The 12,990-nt window shown below is 63.8% G+C and carries 13 protein-coding genes; 7 read left to right on the top strand and 6 right to left on the bottom strand.

The genetic code is table 11. The annotated features are described in order from the left end of the window. The first annotated feature begins 22 nt into the window (after positions 1–22). Positions 23–550, top strand: a complete 528-nt coding sequence (locus tag BTHE68_RS15170) for an OmpA family protein (protein WP_162067164.1) — start codon at positions 23–25, stop codon at positions 548–550. On the opposite strand, the gene BTHE68_RS15165 is transcribed toward BTHE68_RS15170, so the two are convergent. Genes BTHE68_RS15165 through BTHE68_RS15155 form a run of 3 tightly spaced genes read right to left on the bottom strand, consistent with a single transcriptional unit; the run spans position 540 to position 5,361 of the window. Next, entirely contained in the window at positions 540–2,543 is a 2,004-nt protein-coding gene (locus BTHE68_RS15165; protein WP_162067163.1) for an acetyl-CoA carboxylase biotin carboxylase subunit, read from the bottom strand. The two genes, BTHE68_RS15170 and BTHE68_RS15165, sit on opposite strands and share 11 nt — an antisense overlap. A gap of 17 nt (positions 2,544–2,560) precedes the next feature. After that, positions 2,561–4,168: a carboxyl transferase domain-containing protein gene (locus BTHE68_RS15160; protein WP_162067162.1), complete on the bottom strand. Its 1,608-nt coding sequence runs from the start codon at positions 4,166–4,168 to the stop codon at positions 2,561–2,563. Between the two features lie 11 nt (positions 4,169–4,179). After that, positions 4,180–5,361 (bottom strand): isovaleryl-CoA dehydrogenase, encoded by a 1,182-nt coding sequence (locus BTHE68_RS15155; RefSeq protein ID WP_162067161.1) that lies wholly within the window; start codon positions 5,359–5,361, stop codon positions 4,180–4,182. A gap of 174 nt (positions 5,362–5,535) precedes the next feature. Between BTHE68_RS15155 and BTHE68_RS15150 the strand changes: the two genes are divergently transcribed. Further along, entirely contained in the window at positions 5,536–6,261 is a 726-nt protein-coding gene (locus BTHE68_RS15150) for a TetR/AcrR family transcriptional regulator (protein WP_162067160.1), read from the top strand. 7 nt (positions 6,262–6,268) lie between these two features. On the opposite strand, the gene BTHE68_RS15145 is transcribed toward BTHE68_RS15150, so the two are convergent. Continuing rightward, positions 6,269–7,165: a ferritin-like domain-containing protein gene (locus BTHE68_RS15145; RefSeq protein ID WP_162067159.1), complete on the bottom strand. Its 897-nt coding sequence runs from the start codon at positions 7,163–7,165 to the stop codon at positions 6,269–6,271. Between the two features lie 151 nt (positions 7,166–7,316). Between BTHE68_RS15145 and BTHE68_RS15140 the strand changes: the two genes are divergently transcribed. Continuing rightward, positions 7,317–7,631, top strand: a complete 315-nt coding sequence (locus BTHE68_RS15140) for a type II toxin-antitoxin system RelE/ParE family toxin (RefSeq protein ID WP_162067158.1) — start codon at positions 7,317–7,319, stop codon at positions 7,629–7,631. Positions 7,632–7,634: 3 nt separating this feature from the next. After that, on the top strand, positions 7,635–7,922 hold the full coding sequence (locus BTHE68_RS15135; RefSeq protein ID WP_162067157.1) for a helix-turn-helix domain-containing protein: 288 nt from the start codon (positions 7,635–7,637) through the stop codon (positions 7,920–7,922). A 19-nt stretch (positions 7,923–7,941) separates the two neighbouring features. Here the strand turns inward: BTHE68_RS15135 and BTHE68_RS15130 are convergent, their stop codons facing one another. Then, positions 7,942–8,631 (bottom strand): TetR/AcrR family transcriptional regulator, encoded by a 690-nt coding sequence (locus BTHE68_RS15130; RefSeq protein ID WP_162067156.1) that lies wholly within the window; start codon positions 8,629–8,631, stop codon positions 7,942–7,944. 121 nt (positions 8,632–8,752) lie between these two features. Between BTHE68_RS15130 and BTHE68_RS15125 the strand changes: the two genes are divergently transcribed. The 3 genes from BTHE68_RS15125 (at position 8,753) to BTHE68_RS15115 (ending at position 12,584) form a co-directional block, all read left to right on the top strand. Further along, positions 8,753–10,279 (top strand): MDR family MFS transporter, encoded by a 1,527-nt coding sequence (locus BTHE68_RS15125; protein ID WP_174258048.1) that lies wholly within the window; start codon positions 8,753–8,755, stop codon positions 10,277–10,279. 202 nt (positions 10,280–10,481) lie between these two features. Next, entirely contained in the window at positions 10,482–11,276 is a 795-nt protein-coding gene (locus BTHE68_RS15120) for an ABC transporter substrate-binding protein (RefSeq protein ID WP_061174550.1), read from the top strand. A 192-nt stretch (positions 11,277–11,468) separates the two neighbouring features. Beyond that, on the top strand, positions 11,469–12,584 hold the full coding sequence (locus tag BTHE68_RS15115) for a succinylglutamate desuccinylase/aspartoacylase family protein (protein WP_162067155.1): 1,116 nt from the start codon (positions 11,469–11,471) through the stop codon (positions 12,582–12,584). Between the two features lie 10 nt (positions 12,585–12,594). On the opposite strand, the gene BTHE68_RS15110 is transcribed toward BTHE68_RS15115, so the two are convergent. Then, entirely contained in the window at positions 12,595–12,963 is a 369-nt protein-coding gene (locus BTHE68_RS15110; RefSeq protein WP_162067154.1) for a nuclear transport factor 2 family protein, read from the bottom strand. Positions 12,964–12,990: the final 27 nt, after the last annotated feature.

The raw sequence follows: 12,990 nt of genomic DNA, 5'->3' as shown, positions 1-12,990 counted from the left end.
GTATCAACGCAGGGATTTGGCAATGAAGGCCACAGGCTTACGGGCGACGAGCGTGGCGTGTCTGTCGCTCGCGCTGCTCGCGGGGTGTTCGACGGGACTCAACCGCGCGAAGGAAGATCAACTGAACGCGCACTACGGCATCACGATGCTGCCGGTCAAGGGTGGCGTGGAGATGCGGCTGCCCGAGTCGCCGCTTTTCGATACCGATGCGTCGACTATCCGCGCGGGTCATTCGCCGCTGCTCGATCGCGCGGCGCAGGTGTTGAAGCGCAGCATGCGGCCCATCCTGATCGAAGGCCACACCGACAACGAAGGCTCGCTCGCCTATAACCGCGCATTGTCGTCGGCGCGCGCCGAGGCGGTCGCGCAGGCGCTGATCGCGCGCGGCGTGCCCGCCGAGCGCATCACGACCAAAGGCATGGCTTACCTGCGGCCAATCGCCGGCAACGACACGCGCGCGGGGCGCGCATCGAACCGGCGCGTGGAGATTCTGGTGCGCGCCGAGAGCGAAGAAACGCTGCTCGGCGGGCCCGCGAAGATCAAGCGTTAGCCGCCTGTTCAACTTCCAGCACGAGCAACTGCGAGCCGTCGGCGACCTGATCGCCGACTTCGAACAGAATCTCGCCGATCTTGCCCGAAGAAGGCGCCACGATCGTGTGCTCCATCTTCATCGCTTCCATCACCATCAGCGGCGCGCCCTTCTCCACCGACGCGCCCGTCTCCACGAGCACCGCGATCACCTTGCCGGGCATCGGCGCGGTGAGACGGCCTTCGTGCTCGGCATCGCCCGCGTGGGCCATAAGGTTCTGCCACTCGAACTGGAACGCCGCGCCTTCGTGGAAGACGTGGAAGACGTCGCCATCGGTGAAGACATGGCCTTTGATCAGCGCATCGTCGAGCTGGACCGTGAATGACGTCGCACCGCTGTGCGACCAGTCGAAGCGCGCGCTCTTGTCGTTCAGCGTGAGACGCTTTTCGCCGTTCTTCGTGAACACGACCTTCAGCGTTTCGTCCGTATCGAGCGCACGCCAGTTCAAATCCTGGCTATAGCCGCCCGCCATGCGCCAGTGCGACAAAGCATCCCACGGCGAATGGCCATGCGCTTCCCCGCCCTCGCGCGTGAGCAACGCCGCGCACGCAAGCGCAAGCCCCTTGTTGCGCGACACGTGGGTCGGCGCAAACAGCGCGTCGTGATGACGCTCGATCAGGCCGGTGTCGAGATCGCCCGCGCTGAACGGCTCGCTCTTCACGATCCGTTGCAGGAACTCCACGTTGGTGGACAGCCCCACGATCTCGCATTCCGCCAGCGCCCGCGCCATGCGCGCCAGCGCATCGCGGCGATCGTTGCCGTGCACGATCAGCTTCGCGATCATCGGATCGTAGAACGGCGTGATCGCGTCGCCCTGACGCACGCCGCTGTCGACGCGCACATCGCCGTCGATCGAAAACTCCACCGCCTCCGGCATGCGTACGTGCTTGAGCGTGCCCGTCGATGGCAGGAAGCCGCGCGACGGATTCTCCGCATAGATGCGCGCTTCGATCGCGTGGCCGTTGACCTTCAGCTCGTCCTGCTTCAGCGGCAACGGTTCGCCCGCCGCCACGCGCAATTGCCATTCGACGAGATCGAGTCCCGTGACCATCTCCGTCACCGGATGCTCGACCTGCAGGCGCGTGTTCATCTCCATGAAGTAGAACTGGCCGTCCTGCGTCATGATGAATTCGACCGTGCCCGCGCCGACGTAATTCACCGCGCGCGCGGCGGCCACCGCCGCTTCACCCATCGCGCGGCGGGTTTCATCGTGAAGACCGGGCGCGGGCGCTTCTTCGAGCACCTTCTGATGGCGACGCTGCACCGAGCAGTCGCGATCGAACAGATAGACCGCGTTGCCGTGTTTGTCGGCGAATACCTGCACTTCGACGTGACGCGGGCGCAGCAGATACTTCTCGATGAGCACGCGATCGTTGCCGAAACTCGACGCCGCCTCGCGCTTGCACGACGCGAGCGCCGCCGCGAAATCCTCGCTTTTCTCGACGACGCGCATGCCCTTGCCGCCGCCGCCCGCGCTCGCTTTCAGCAGCACCGGATAGCCGATGCGGTCCGCCTCGCGATGCAGCAGCGCAGGGTCCTGATCGTCGCCGTGATAACCCGGCACGAGCGGCACGGACGCGGACTGCATCAACGCTTTTGCGGCCGCCTTGGAGCCCATCGCGCTGATCGCCTCGACCGGCGGGCCGATGAAAACCAGGCCTGCCTTCTCGCACGCATTCGCAAATGCTTCGTTCTCCGACAGAAATCCGTAACCCGGATGAATCGCCTGCGCGCCGGTCTTCTTCGCCGCGTCGACGATGCGCTCGATGCGCAGATAACTCTCCGATGCAGCCGAGCCGCCGACATGCACCGCCTCGTCGCAGACATCGACGTGCTTGGCTTTCGCATCGGCATCGGAATACACGGCGACGCTGCCGACATTCAGGCGCTTCGCCGTCGCCGCGACGCGGCACGCGATCTCGCCGCGATTCGCTATAAGTATTTTGTTGAACATGGCATTACGTCCGTGGGTCACATGCGGAACACGCCGAAGCGCGTGTCTTCGATGGGTGCGTTCAATGTCGCGGCAAGACCGAGACCGAGCACGTCGCGTGTCTGCGCCGGGTCGATCACGCCGTCATCCCACAGACGCGCGCTCGCGTAGTACGGATGCCCTTGCGCCTCGTACTGGTCGCGAATCGGCGCCTTGAACGCTTCCTCTTCTTCCTTCGACCACGTGCCGCCCTTCTTCTCGATGCCGTCGCGCCGCACCGTCGCGAGCACGGATGCCGCCTGCTCGCCGCCCATCACCGAGATGCGCGCGTTCGGCCACATCCACAGGAAGCGCGGCGAATACGCGCGGCCGCACATGCCGTAATTGCCCGCGCCGAACGAGCCGCCGATGATCACCGTGAACTTCGGCACCTTCGCGGTCGCAACGGCCGTCACCATCTTCGCGCCATTGCGCGCGATGCCTTCGTTTTCGTACTTGCGGCCGACCATGAAGCCCGTGATGTTCTGCAGGAACACCAGCGGAATCTTGCGTTGCGCGCACAGTTCGATGAAATGCGCGCCCTTCAGCGCCGACTCGCTGAACAGAATGCCGTTGTTCGCGACGATGCCGACCGGATGCCCCCAGATATGCGCGAAGCCGCAGACGAGCGTGGTGCCGTAGCGCGCCTTGAACTCGTCGAAAGCGGAATCGTCGACGATGCGCGCGATCACTTCGCGCACGTCGAAGGGCTTGCGCGTATCGACCGGAATCACGCCGTAGACGCTCTGCGGGTCGTAGCGCGGCGGCAGCGGCTCTTTCAATGCGAGCGTCGGCGTCTTCACGCGATTCAGATTGCCGACGATGCTGCGCGCAATGCCGAGCGCGTGCGCATCGTTTTGCGCGAGATGATCGACGACGCCGGACAGACGCGTATGCACGTCGCCGCCGCCGAGATCTTCGGCGCTGACTTCTTCGCCCGTCGCCGCCTTGACCAGCGGCGGGCCGCCCAGAAAGATCGTGCCTTGATTCTTCACGATGATCGATTCATCGCTCATCGCGGGCACGTATGCGCCGCCCGCGGTGCACGAGCCCATCACCACCGCGATCTGCGCGATGCCCTGCGCCGAAAGATTCGCCTGGTTGTAGAAGATGCGGCCGAAGTGATCGCGGTCGGGAAACACGTCGTCCTGATTCGGCAGGTTCGCGCCGCCCGAATCGACGAGATACACGCACGGCAGGCGGTTCTGCTCGGCGATTTCCTGCGCGCGCAAATGCTTCTTCACGGTGACGGGATAGTACGTGCCGCCCTTGACTGTCGCGTCGTTGCACACGACCACGCACTCCTGCCCCGCGATGCGCCCGATACCCGTGATGATGCCCGCGCCCGGCGCGTCGTCGTTGTACATGCCGTACGCGGCGAGTTGCGAGAGTTCGAGAAACGGCGTGCCCGGATCGAGCAGTTGCGCGATGCGATCACGCGGCAACAGCTTGTTGCGCGACACGTGCCGATCGCGCGCGGCCTGTCCGCCGCCCTCCGCGATCTTCGCGATTTTCTCTTTGAGGTCCGCGACGAGCGCGTCGAGCGCTTGCACGTTGGTGCGGAATTCCTCGCCGCGCGGATTCAGTTTCGATTCGATGATCGCCATGTCGCGCGCCCTCAAGCCGTCTCGGCAAACAGTTCGCGACCGATCAGCATGCGGCGGATCTCGCTCGTGCCCGCGCCGATCTCATAGAGCTTCGCGTCGCGCCACAGACGGCCGACCGGATACTCGTTGATGTAGCCATTGCCGCCGAGAATCTGAATCGCTTCGCCCGCCATCCACGTCGCCTTTTCGGCGGTGTAGAGAATGACGCCCGCGCAGTCCTTGCGCACCTGACGCACGTGGCCCGAGCCGAGCGTGTCGAGCTGGCGGCCGACCGCGTAGAGATACGCGCGGCAGGCTTGCAGCGTCGAGTACATGTCGGCGACCTTGCCCTGAATCAGCTGGAACTCGCCGATCGCCTGGCCGAACTGCTTGCGGTCGTGGATATACGGCACGACCGCGTCCATGCACGCGAGCATGATGCCGGTCGGGCCGCCCGCGAGCACCGCGCGCTCGTAGTCGAGGCCGCTCATCAGTACCTTCGTGCCGCCGTTCAGTTGACCGAGGATATTCTCCTTCGGCACTTCGACGTTCTCGAACACGAGTTCGCCGGTATGCGAGCCGCGCATGCCGAGCTTGTCGAGCTTCTGCGCGACGGAAAAGCCCTTCATGCCCTTCTCGACGATGAACGCCGTGATGCCGCGCGGGCCGGCTTCGATGTCCGTCTTCGCGTACACGACGAGCGTGTCGCAGTCCGGGCCGTTGGTGATCCACATCTTCGTGCCGTTGAGCACGTAGTGATCGCCCTTTTCCTCGGCGCGCAGCTTCATGCTGACGACGTCGGAACCCGCGTTCGGCTCGCTCATCGCGAGCGCGCCGATGTGCTCGCCCGACACCAGCTTCGGCAGATACTTCTGCTTTTGCGCTTCCGTGCCGTTGCGATGAATCTGGTTCACGCACAGATTCGAATGCGCGCCATACGACAGACCCACCGACGCCGACGCGCGCGAGATCTCTTCCATCGCGACCATGTGCGCGGTGTAGCCCATGTTCGCGCCGCCGTATTCCTCGGAGACCGTCATGCCGAGCACGCCGAGGTCGCCGAACTTCTTCCAGAGGTCCATCGGGAACTGGTCGGAGTGGTCGATTTCGCCCGCGCGCGGCGCGATTTCCTTCGCTGCGAAATTGGCGAGCGAGTCGCGCAGCATGTCGATGTCTTCGCCCAACGCGAAATTCAGGCCGGGTACGGTGCTCATGGGGTCGTCTCCTCCAAATGCGATGTTTTCGGTGCGCCCTGAAATTTGAGTTTCACTCACACAGGGCAACAAACCATGGGATGGGGCAATTTCACGCTCAAATCGCCTAGCCGTCAATATATTTTTGAGCTACGCTCACATTTAGTTCAAACGCTCATCGCAACGCCCTTGCCCATGTCGACGCAAACCACCGCCACCGGCCGCCGCGCGCCCGCCGGGGTCAAATCGCAGCAGCGCGTGAAAGACATCCTGCAGGCGGGCCGCGACGTCTTCGCCGAAAAGGGCTACGACGCCGCGACGAGCGCCGAGATCGCGCAGCGCGCGGGCATTTCGGAAGCGACCGTATTCAGCTATTTCAGCGGCAAGCGCGAGTTGTGCGCGCGCGTGATCGCGGACTGGTATGACGAAATCATCAATGCGTTCGAAACCGGCCTTCCGCGTGACGGCTCGGTGCGGCAGCAGTTCGCGTTCATCGTCCGGACGCACATGCGGCTGATGCTGATGAACGGCACCGGGCTTTGCGCGCTGGTGCTGTCGGAGGGGCGCACGAAGCAGCACGATCTGTCGGATACGTTGACGGAGTTGCAGCGCCGCTATACCGCTCCGCTGATGGAGGTGCTAGCGCGCGGCCAGGCGCTCGGACACGTGCGCAACGATGTGCCGCTGCGCCTTTTGCGCTCGCTCGTCTTCGGTCCGATGGAACACGTGCTGTGGGACGCGACACTCGCGAAACGCCGCCTGAGTCAGACTCAGATCGAGACGACGGCGAATGAACTTGTGGAAGTGCTGTGGACGGCGCTGCAACCGCCGAACGCGCAACTGGCGGCGCTTGCGCAGTTCCGGCAGGACGTCGAGGAAGCGTCACGCCGGTTCGACGCGGCGTCGAAACCGGCGGAGTGAGTGCGGCTTATTTCCTGATGAAGCGCAGCGCGAGGCGCGCGAGTTTCGGCACGGTCACCGGACGCAAGAGGCGCGCATCGTAGCCGCCCATGCGGCGGTCGTTTTCGGCGAGACACAGTTCGATCAACGAGCGAACCGATACCTCGCCCGCCACCGAGTCGCTGACGTTCGCGGGGAAATTGGCGTCCTGCGCGGCGCCGCTCTTGTCGAAGCCGCGCGCCAGCGAGATGCGATCGCGGATCAGCGAGAACCACACGCTCGCGGTCTTCGCCAGAAACCACGGCTTGCGATACCACGGCAGGTTGCGCCGATACCACGCGACCCAGTTCGCGAAGAAAAGAATATGGCGCGCTTCTTCCTGAATCACTGGCTCGAAGGTTTCGACGAGCGCTTCAGGAAAGTATCCGGACTGCCGCGCCGCCTCGAAAAGACCGAACGCAAAGAAACTGTCGATGCACTCGCTGTAGCCCGTGAGCATCCATGCGCGCAGCGGATCGGCGGGCGCGGGGTACGGCGGCTCGGGCGCAAGCGCGATCCCGTACGCTTCCACCAGCTTCGACAGCACCAGCTTGTGACGCGCTTCTTCGCCGCCGTTCATGCGCAGCGCTTCGCGCAATTGCGCATCGTCGACGGTGCCCGCGTAGGTCGCCACGCGAATCGACGCGCGCCCTTCCGTCTGCACGGCGATGTCCCAGATCGGCAGCGAGGTCACGCGCTTCAACGCGGCCGGATCGAGCTTCGGCCAGTCGATGACGGCGGGCTTGTACGGGTTGTGCGTCGTCAGCAGCATCTCGCAGAACATCCGCTTGTGCAGGTCGGAACCGACCGGAATCTTCCCCGTCGACCGGTACGTCCAGTTGCGCATCGCATGATCTGCTTCGACTGTGTTGAGCGTATCGGACATATTCGAATATTGGCGGCCGATTAGGTACGTTTTGCGGATTTTGGCATACGGAACGCTGACTCGCAGCATCTGCGCACCGTGTCGCCGAATGTGCGACAGATTGATCATTGTCAAAGCTGAAAATATACATATACTTGTATATTCGGTTGGCATGAAATTTCTCCGCTTCATCGGCTCCGCTCTGGATGACCTGCGCAACTTTCCCGCTGAGGCGCGTCGTGAAACTGGTTTTCAGCTAGACGCGATCCAACGCGGCTTCATGCCGGACGATTTCAAGCCCATGCCGACAGTCGGCATGGGAGCCTATGAGATCCGCATTCATGTCGAAGGCGAATGGCGCGTACTCTATGTCGCGAAATTCGAAGACGCAGTCTATGTGCTGCACGCGTTTCAGAAGAAAGCACAGAAAACGCCCCGGGAAGACATCGAGCTCGCGGCACGCCGCTATCGCCAGATCGGAGGTTGAAGCATGAGCGAATCCATCATCGAATCGAGCGGCAACGTCTTCTCCGATCTCGGTTTCTCGGAAGAAGAAGCGACACTGCTCAAATTGCGCGCCGACCTCATGGCCTCGTTGCGGGAAGTCATTGTCGCGCGAGGCTGGACGCAGGCACAGGCCGCGCAATCGCTCGGGCTCAGTCAGCCGCGCATTTCCGATCTGACTCGCGGAAAATGGGACAAATTCAGCCTCGATATGTTGCTGGCGCTCGCGGTACGCGTCGGGCTGCATCCGCATATTGAGCTGAAAGCTGCGTAAGTGTGCCGGAGGCGCGCCCTCAATACGGCTGAATCCCGTTCATCAGCAACGCAACGACGTGCCGCGCGAGCTGCTCCGAGCCGACCGTGTGCTCGCCCTCCCCGCGCCAGCGCGACGTCGCGAGCGGAAACACGGCCAGGCCGAACAGCGACGCGAATACGAGCGACGGCTCCAGTGCCGGATTCAGCTTGCCTTCCTTCTGCCAGCCGGCGATGCGCTCGATCGCGCGCTCCTTGTGCGCGTCGCCGAAGCGCTCGGCCATGCGCTGGCGCAGCAAGCCGCCTTCGCTGATCATTTCGCGGACCCATAACGCCGCGAACCACGGATACCGTTCGACCGTCGCGACGAGCGTTTCCACGAAAGCGCGCAGCGTTTCCACCGGTTCGGAATCGGGATCGTTGAACACGCGCGCGAGTTCCGCGCGCAACGGCACGAAGCGCTCGTCGATCAGCATGTCGAGCAACTGATCGCGCGTCTTGAAGTAATAGTGGACCATCGCCGGCGTGACGCCTGCCTCGCGCGCGATCGCGCCGAGCGTCGTTTCGCCGATGCCCTGCCGCGCAAACAGTTCGAGCGCGATATCCAGCAATTGCGTGCGCGCCTGTTCGCCGTGCGCCCCGCTCGGCCGCCCAGGCCGGCGGCCGGGCCGCTTTCCCGCCGCTGCGCTCCCCGACGCGCCCGCGCCCGTGTCCATCACGTCGTTTGCCATATAAGAATTTGACTAGCTTCGTCCACTCGACTATATTAACTTTCACGTTAATTAATTACAATCCACGTGATGAAACGGGCCGTTCGCCCGGTTGTGGATTCGTACCGCTCCAGCACTCAACATGACATCTTTGCATCAAACCGCCGTCGCGGGCGAGCAAGCGCCCGACGAAACCGGCATCGCAGCGAAACCGCCCATCCGGCTGCTGTTCACGGCGCTTCTGCTCGTGATGCTGCTCGGCGCGCTCGATCAGACCATCGTGTCCACCGCGCTGCCGACCATCGTCGGCGATCTCGGCGGGCTCGAAAATCTCTCGTGGGTCGTCACGTCCTACCTGCTCAGCTCGACGATCGTCGTGCCGCTCTACGGCAAGTTCGGCGACCAGTTCGGCCGCAAGGTCGTGCTTCAGGCGTCGATCCTGATCTTTCTCGCCGGCTCGATACTCTGCGGCATCGCGCAGAACATGACGCAGCTGATCGCGTTGCGCGCCCTCCAGGGTCTGGGCGGCGGCGGACTCATGGTCATCACGATGGCCGCCATCGCCGATGTCATCCCGCCCGCCGATCGTGGCCGCTTCCAGGGTCTCTTCGGCGGCGTGTACGGGCTGGCCACGGTCGTCGGTCCGCTGCTCGGCGGCTTTATCGTCGAGCATCTGTCGTGGCGCTGGATCTTCTACATCAACCTGCCGCTCGGCGTGATCGCGCTCGCGGTGATCCAGCTCGTCTTCAAGCCGCATACCGCGCATGTGAATCATCGCGTGGACTATATGGGCGCGGGCTTTCTCGCGGCGGCGCTCACCTGCATCATCCTGTTCACGAGCGAGGGCGGCACGCTGCTGCCGTGGAGCTCGCCGCAACTCTGGGGCACGCTGCTGCTCGGACTCGTGTGCCTCGGCGGCTTCGTCTACGAGGAACGCATCGCCGCCGAGCCGATCATGCCGCTCTCGCTCTTTAAGGAGCGCACTTTCGTGCTCGCGGGTCTGATCGGCTTCATCGTCGGCTGCGCGCTGTTTGGCGCGGTCACGTTCCTGCCGCTCTACCTGCAGGTCGTGAAAGGTTCGACGCCCTCGCAGGCCGGACTGCAGATCACGCCGATGATGGGCGGCGTGCTGCTTTCGTCGATCGTGAGCGGGCGCGTCATCAGCAAGATCGGCAAGTATCGCTTCTTCCCGATCGCGGGCACCGCGTGCGTCAGCATCGCGATGCTGCTGCTCTCGACGCTCAGCCTCGACACGCCGCTCTCCATCATGAACATCTACATGGCGCTGCTAGGCCTCGGGCTCGGCATGGTGATGCAGGTGCTCGTGCTCGCGGTGCAGAACGTCGTCGAATTCCGGCTGATGGGCGTGGCCACGTCGAGCGCGACGCTGTTCCGTTCGATCGGCGGCTCGGTCGGCGTGGCGGCGTTCGGCGCGATCTTTTCAAATAGCCTGCACTCGCGACTCGAAAAGCTCGTGCCGGCGGGCACAGAGTTGCCGCAATCGCTCGGGCCGCAGGCGGTCGCGCATCTGCCGCCCGCCTTGCACGACGACTATCTGCATGCGTTCGCGGGCTCGATGCACACGGTCTATCTCGTTGCCGCGTGCGTGGCGCTCATCGCGTTCGGGCTGTCGTGGTTCCTGAAGGATCATCCGTTGAGAAAGCGCTGAACGGTCACGCGAAGAGAGGAAAAGCTCTAAAGCCCTTGCTATCGGGGCTTTTACTAGCTCCCGAACTATTTTGGCTTGGTAACCTTCTGCCGATTCTGCGCGGACACGATCCGCCGAATGACATGCGCCGGCTCAACGACGCGCCGGACGCCCGGACACGAGACCTTCCGGGCTGAACTGACCACCTTCTGGAGTTAAAACAGTGAAGAAACTGCTCGCGGCACTGACGATGTCCCTTCTGGCCGCCACGTCGCTCACCGCCGTCACGGCTGCTCAGGCGAAGGACTATTCGACGATCCGCTTCGGTGTCGACGCAAGCTATCCGCCGTTCGAATCGAAAGGTTCCGACGGCAAGCTGGTCGGTTTCGACATCGATCTCGGCAATGAGATCTGCTCGCGCCTGAAGGCGAAATGCGTGTGGGTGGAGAACGATTTCGACGGCATGATCCCCGCGCTCAAGGCGAAGAAGTTCGACGGCGTGCTCTCGTCGATGTCGATGACCCCGCAACGCGCCGAGCAGATCGCCTTCTCGAGCAAGCTGTTCAACACGCCGACGCGTCTCGTCGCCAAGAAAGGCAGCAACATCCTGCCGACGGCTGACAGCCTGAAGGGCAAGAACGTCGGCGTCGAACAGGGCACGATCCAGGAAACCTACGCGAAGACCTACTGGGCGCCGAAGGGCGTGACGGTCACGCCGTACCAGAACCAGGATCAGGTCTATGCCGATCTGACCTCGGGCCGCCTCGACGCCGCCCTGCAGGATGCCGTGCAGGCTGAAATCGGCTTCCTGAAGACGCCGCGCGGCGCTGGCTACGACTTCGCGGGCAAGAACATCGACGATCCGAAGACGCTCGGCAACGGCGCTGGCATCGGTCTGCGCAAGGAAGACACCGACCTGAAGGCGAAGATCGACAAGGCGATCGCCGACATCATCAAGGACGGCACCTACAAGAAGATCGAGAAGAAGTACTTCGACTTCGACGTGTACGGCGGCTGAGCCGAACACCCGGCCCTGACCGGCTGACGGACGGGCTCCGCGCTCAAGGGCGCGGAGCCCGTTTTGCTTTTGGGCGCCCGGCGCGCGGATTTCGGCTAAGATCGAACGTCCGGTAGGACGCTGACGGACGGAGACACCGCGGCGCCCGGCAATTCCCAGAGGCAAGACACGCGCATCGCGCGCGCGACCAACATGCAAACCAGAATCCATCCCCTGATCTCGCCGACGCTCGGCACTTCCCGCAACATCACGAGCTTTCACTACGGCCCCGGCGGCGGCCAGAAAATCTATATCCAATCCTCGCTGCACGCGGACGAGCTGCCCGGCATGCTCGTCGCGTGGCGTCTGCGCCGTCAGCTCGCGGAACTCGAAGCCGCCGGCAAACTGCGCGGCGAAGTGGTGATCGTGCCGGTGCCGAATCCGATCGGCCTCTCGCAGCATCTGCACGGCACGCTGATGGGCCGTTTCGAAACCAACAGCGGCCACAATTTCAACCGCAATTTCTACGATCTCGCCGCGCTGATCGCGCCGCGCATCGAGGCGCGCCTCGGCAAAGACGCCGACGCGAACAAGCTCGCCGTGCGCGCCGCGATGAAAGAAGCGCTCGACGAACAGACCCCGCACACCGAACTCGAATCGCAACGCCTCGCGTTGCAGAAGCTGTCCTTCGACGCCGATGTCGTGCTCGACCTGCACTGCGATCTCGACGCCGCGCTGCATCTCTACACGAACCCGGAAATCTGGGCGGAAGTGGAGCCGCTCGCGCGCTATCTCGACGCAAAGGCGTCGCTGCTCGCGCTGAATTCGGTCGGCAATCCGTTCGACGAAATTCACAGCTTCTGCTGGTCGGACTTGCGTCAGCGATACGGCGAGCGCTTCCCGCTGCCGAACGGCGGCATCTCGGTGACGGTCGAACTGCGCAGCCAGCACGACGTGTCGTATGAACTCGCGGAGCAAGACGCGCAGGCGATCGTCAACTACATGATCCATCGCGGCGTGATCGATGCGCCTATGCCGGAGCAGCCGCCGCTCGCGTACCCCGCGACGCCGCTCGCGGGCGCCGAACCGATCGTCGCGCCCGCGTCCGGCGTGCTCGTGTTCCGTGCGCAGGTCGGCGCGTTCATCGAAGCGGGCGAAGCCATCGCCGATATCGTCGATCCGCTCACCGACACCGTCACGACGCTCAAATGCACGACCTCCGGCGTGATGTACGCGCGGCACATCACACGCTTCGCGACGGCCGGGCTGGAGGTGGCGCGTATCGCGGGTGCGAAGGCTTATCGGACCGGCTCGCTGCTGTCGGCCTGATAGCGATTTTCTAGAACGGCGCGAGGCCGCATTGCGCGGCCACGACGCGCCATGTCCCGCCGACCTCGCCCCACGTTCGCGTGTAGCGCAAGCTGCCCGCGAACGGCGCGCCCGCGAACGTTCCGGACAGCGCCACACGCGTCACCGTGACGGCGAAGCTGCCGTACACGCGCACGCTCTGCTCCTCCACGTCCAGCTTCTCGATGCGCTGCATGCCGTAACGATGCCCGTTCAGATCGTCGGCCTTCGACCACACTTTGCCGGTCGCGTCGACGAAGCTGAGGTCGTCGGCCAATAGCGCATCGAGCGCGTCGACATCCGACGCCACCATCGCCTGCTTCAGGCGCGCTTCCAGTTCGCGGATTCCTTGCTCGTCCATGATTTCGCTCGCGTGTCATCGAACCGC

The sequence above is a fragment of the Burkholderia sp. THE68 genome (assembly GCF_009938265.1).
Lineage (GTDB): Bacteria > Pseudomonadota > Gammaproteobacteria > Burkholderiales > Burkholderiaceae > Caballeronia.
Note: the sequence above shows the minus strand (reverse complement) of the source record. Positions and strands in the feature narration are given on the sequence as shown.

Bases quoted from the DNA above. Each gene is read 5' to 3' on its own strand.
- BTHE68_RS15170 (WP_162067164.1), top strand. From the start codon at position 23: ATGAAGGCCACAGGCTTACGGGCGACGAGCGTGGCGTGTCTGTCGCTC.
- BTHE68_RS15165 (WP_162067163.1), bottom strand. From the start codon at position 2,543: ATGTTCAACAAAATACTTATAGCGAATCGCGGCGAGATCGCGTGCCGC.
- BTHE68_RS15160 (WP_162067162.1), bottom strand. From the start codon at position 4,168: ATGGCGATCATCGAATCGAAACTGAATCCGCGCGGCGAGGAATTCCGC.
- BTHE68_RS15155 (WP_162067161.1), bottom strand. From the start codon at position 5,361: ATGAGCACCGTACCCGGCCTGAATTTCGCGTTGGGCGAAGACATCGAC.
- BTHE68_RS15150 (WP_162067160.1), top strand. From the start codon at position 5,536: ATGTCGACGCAAACCACCGCCACCGGCCGCCGCGCGCCCGCCGGGGTC.
- BTHE68_RS15145 (WP_162067159.1), bottom strand. From the start codon at position 7,165: ATGTCCGATACGCTCAACACAGTCGAAGCAGATCATGCGATGCGCAAC.
- BTHE68_RS15140 (WP_162067158.1), top strand. From the start codon at position 7,317: ATGAAATTTCTCCGCTTCATCGGCTCCGCTCTGGATGACCTGCGCAAC.
- BTHE68_RS15135 (WP_162067157.1), top strand. From the start codon at position 7,635: ATGAGCGAATCCATCATCGAATCGAGCGGCAACGTCTTCTCCGATCTC.
- BTHE68_RS15130 (WP_162067156.1), bottom strand. From the start codon at position 8,631: ATGGCAAACGACGTGATGGACACGGGCGCGGGCGCGTCGGGGAGCGCA.
- BTHE68_RS15125 (WP_174258048.1), top strand. From the start codon at position 8,753: ATGACATCTTTGCATCAAACCGCCGTCGCGGGCGAGCAAGCGCCCGAC.
- BTHE68_RS15115 (WP_162067155.1), top strand. From the start codon at position 11,469: ATGCAAACCAGAATCCATCCCCTGATCTCGCCGACGCTCGGCACTTCC.
- BTHE68_RS15110 (WP_162067154.1), bottom strand. From the start codon at position 12,963: ATGGACGAGCAAGGAATCCGCGAACTGGAAGCGCGCCTGAAGCAGGCG.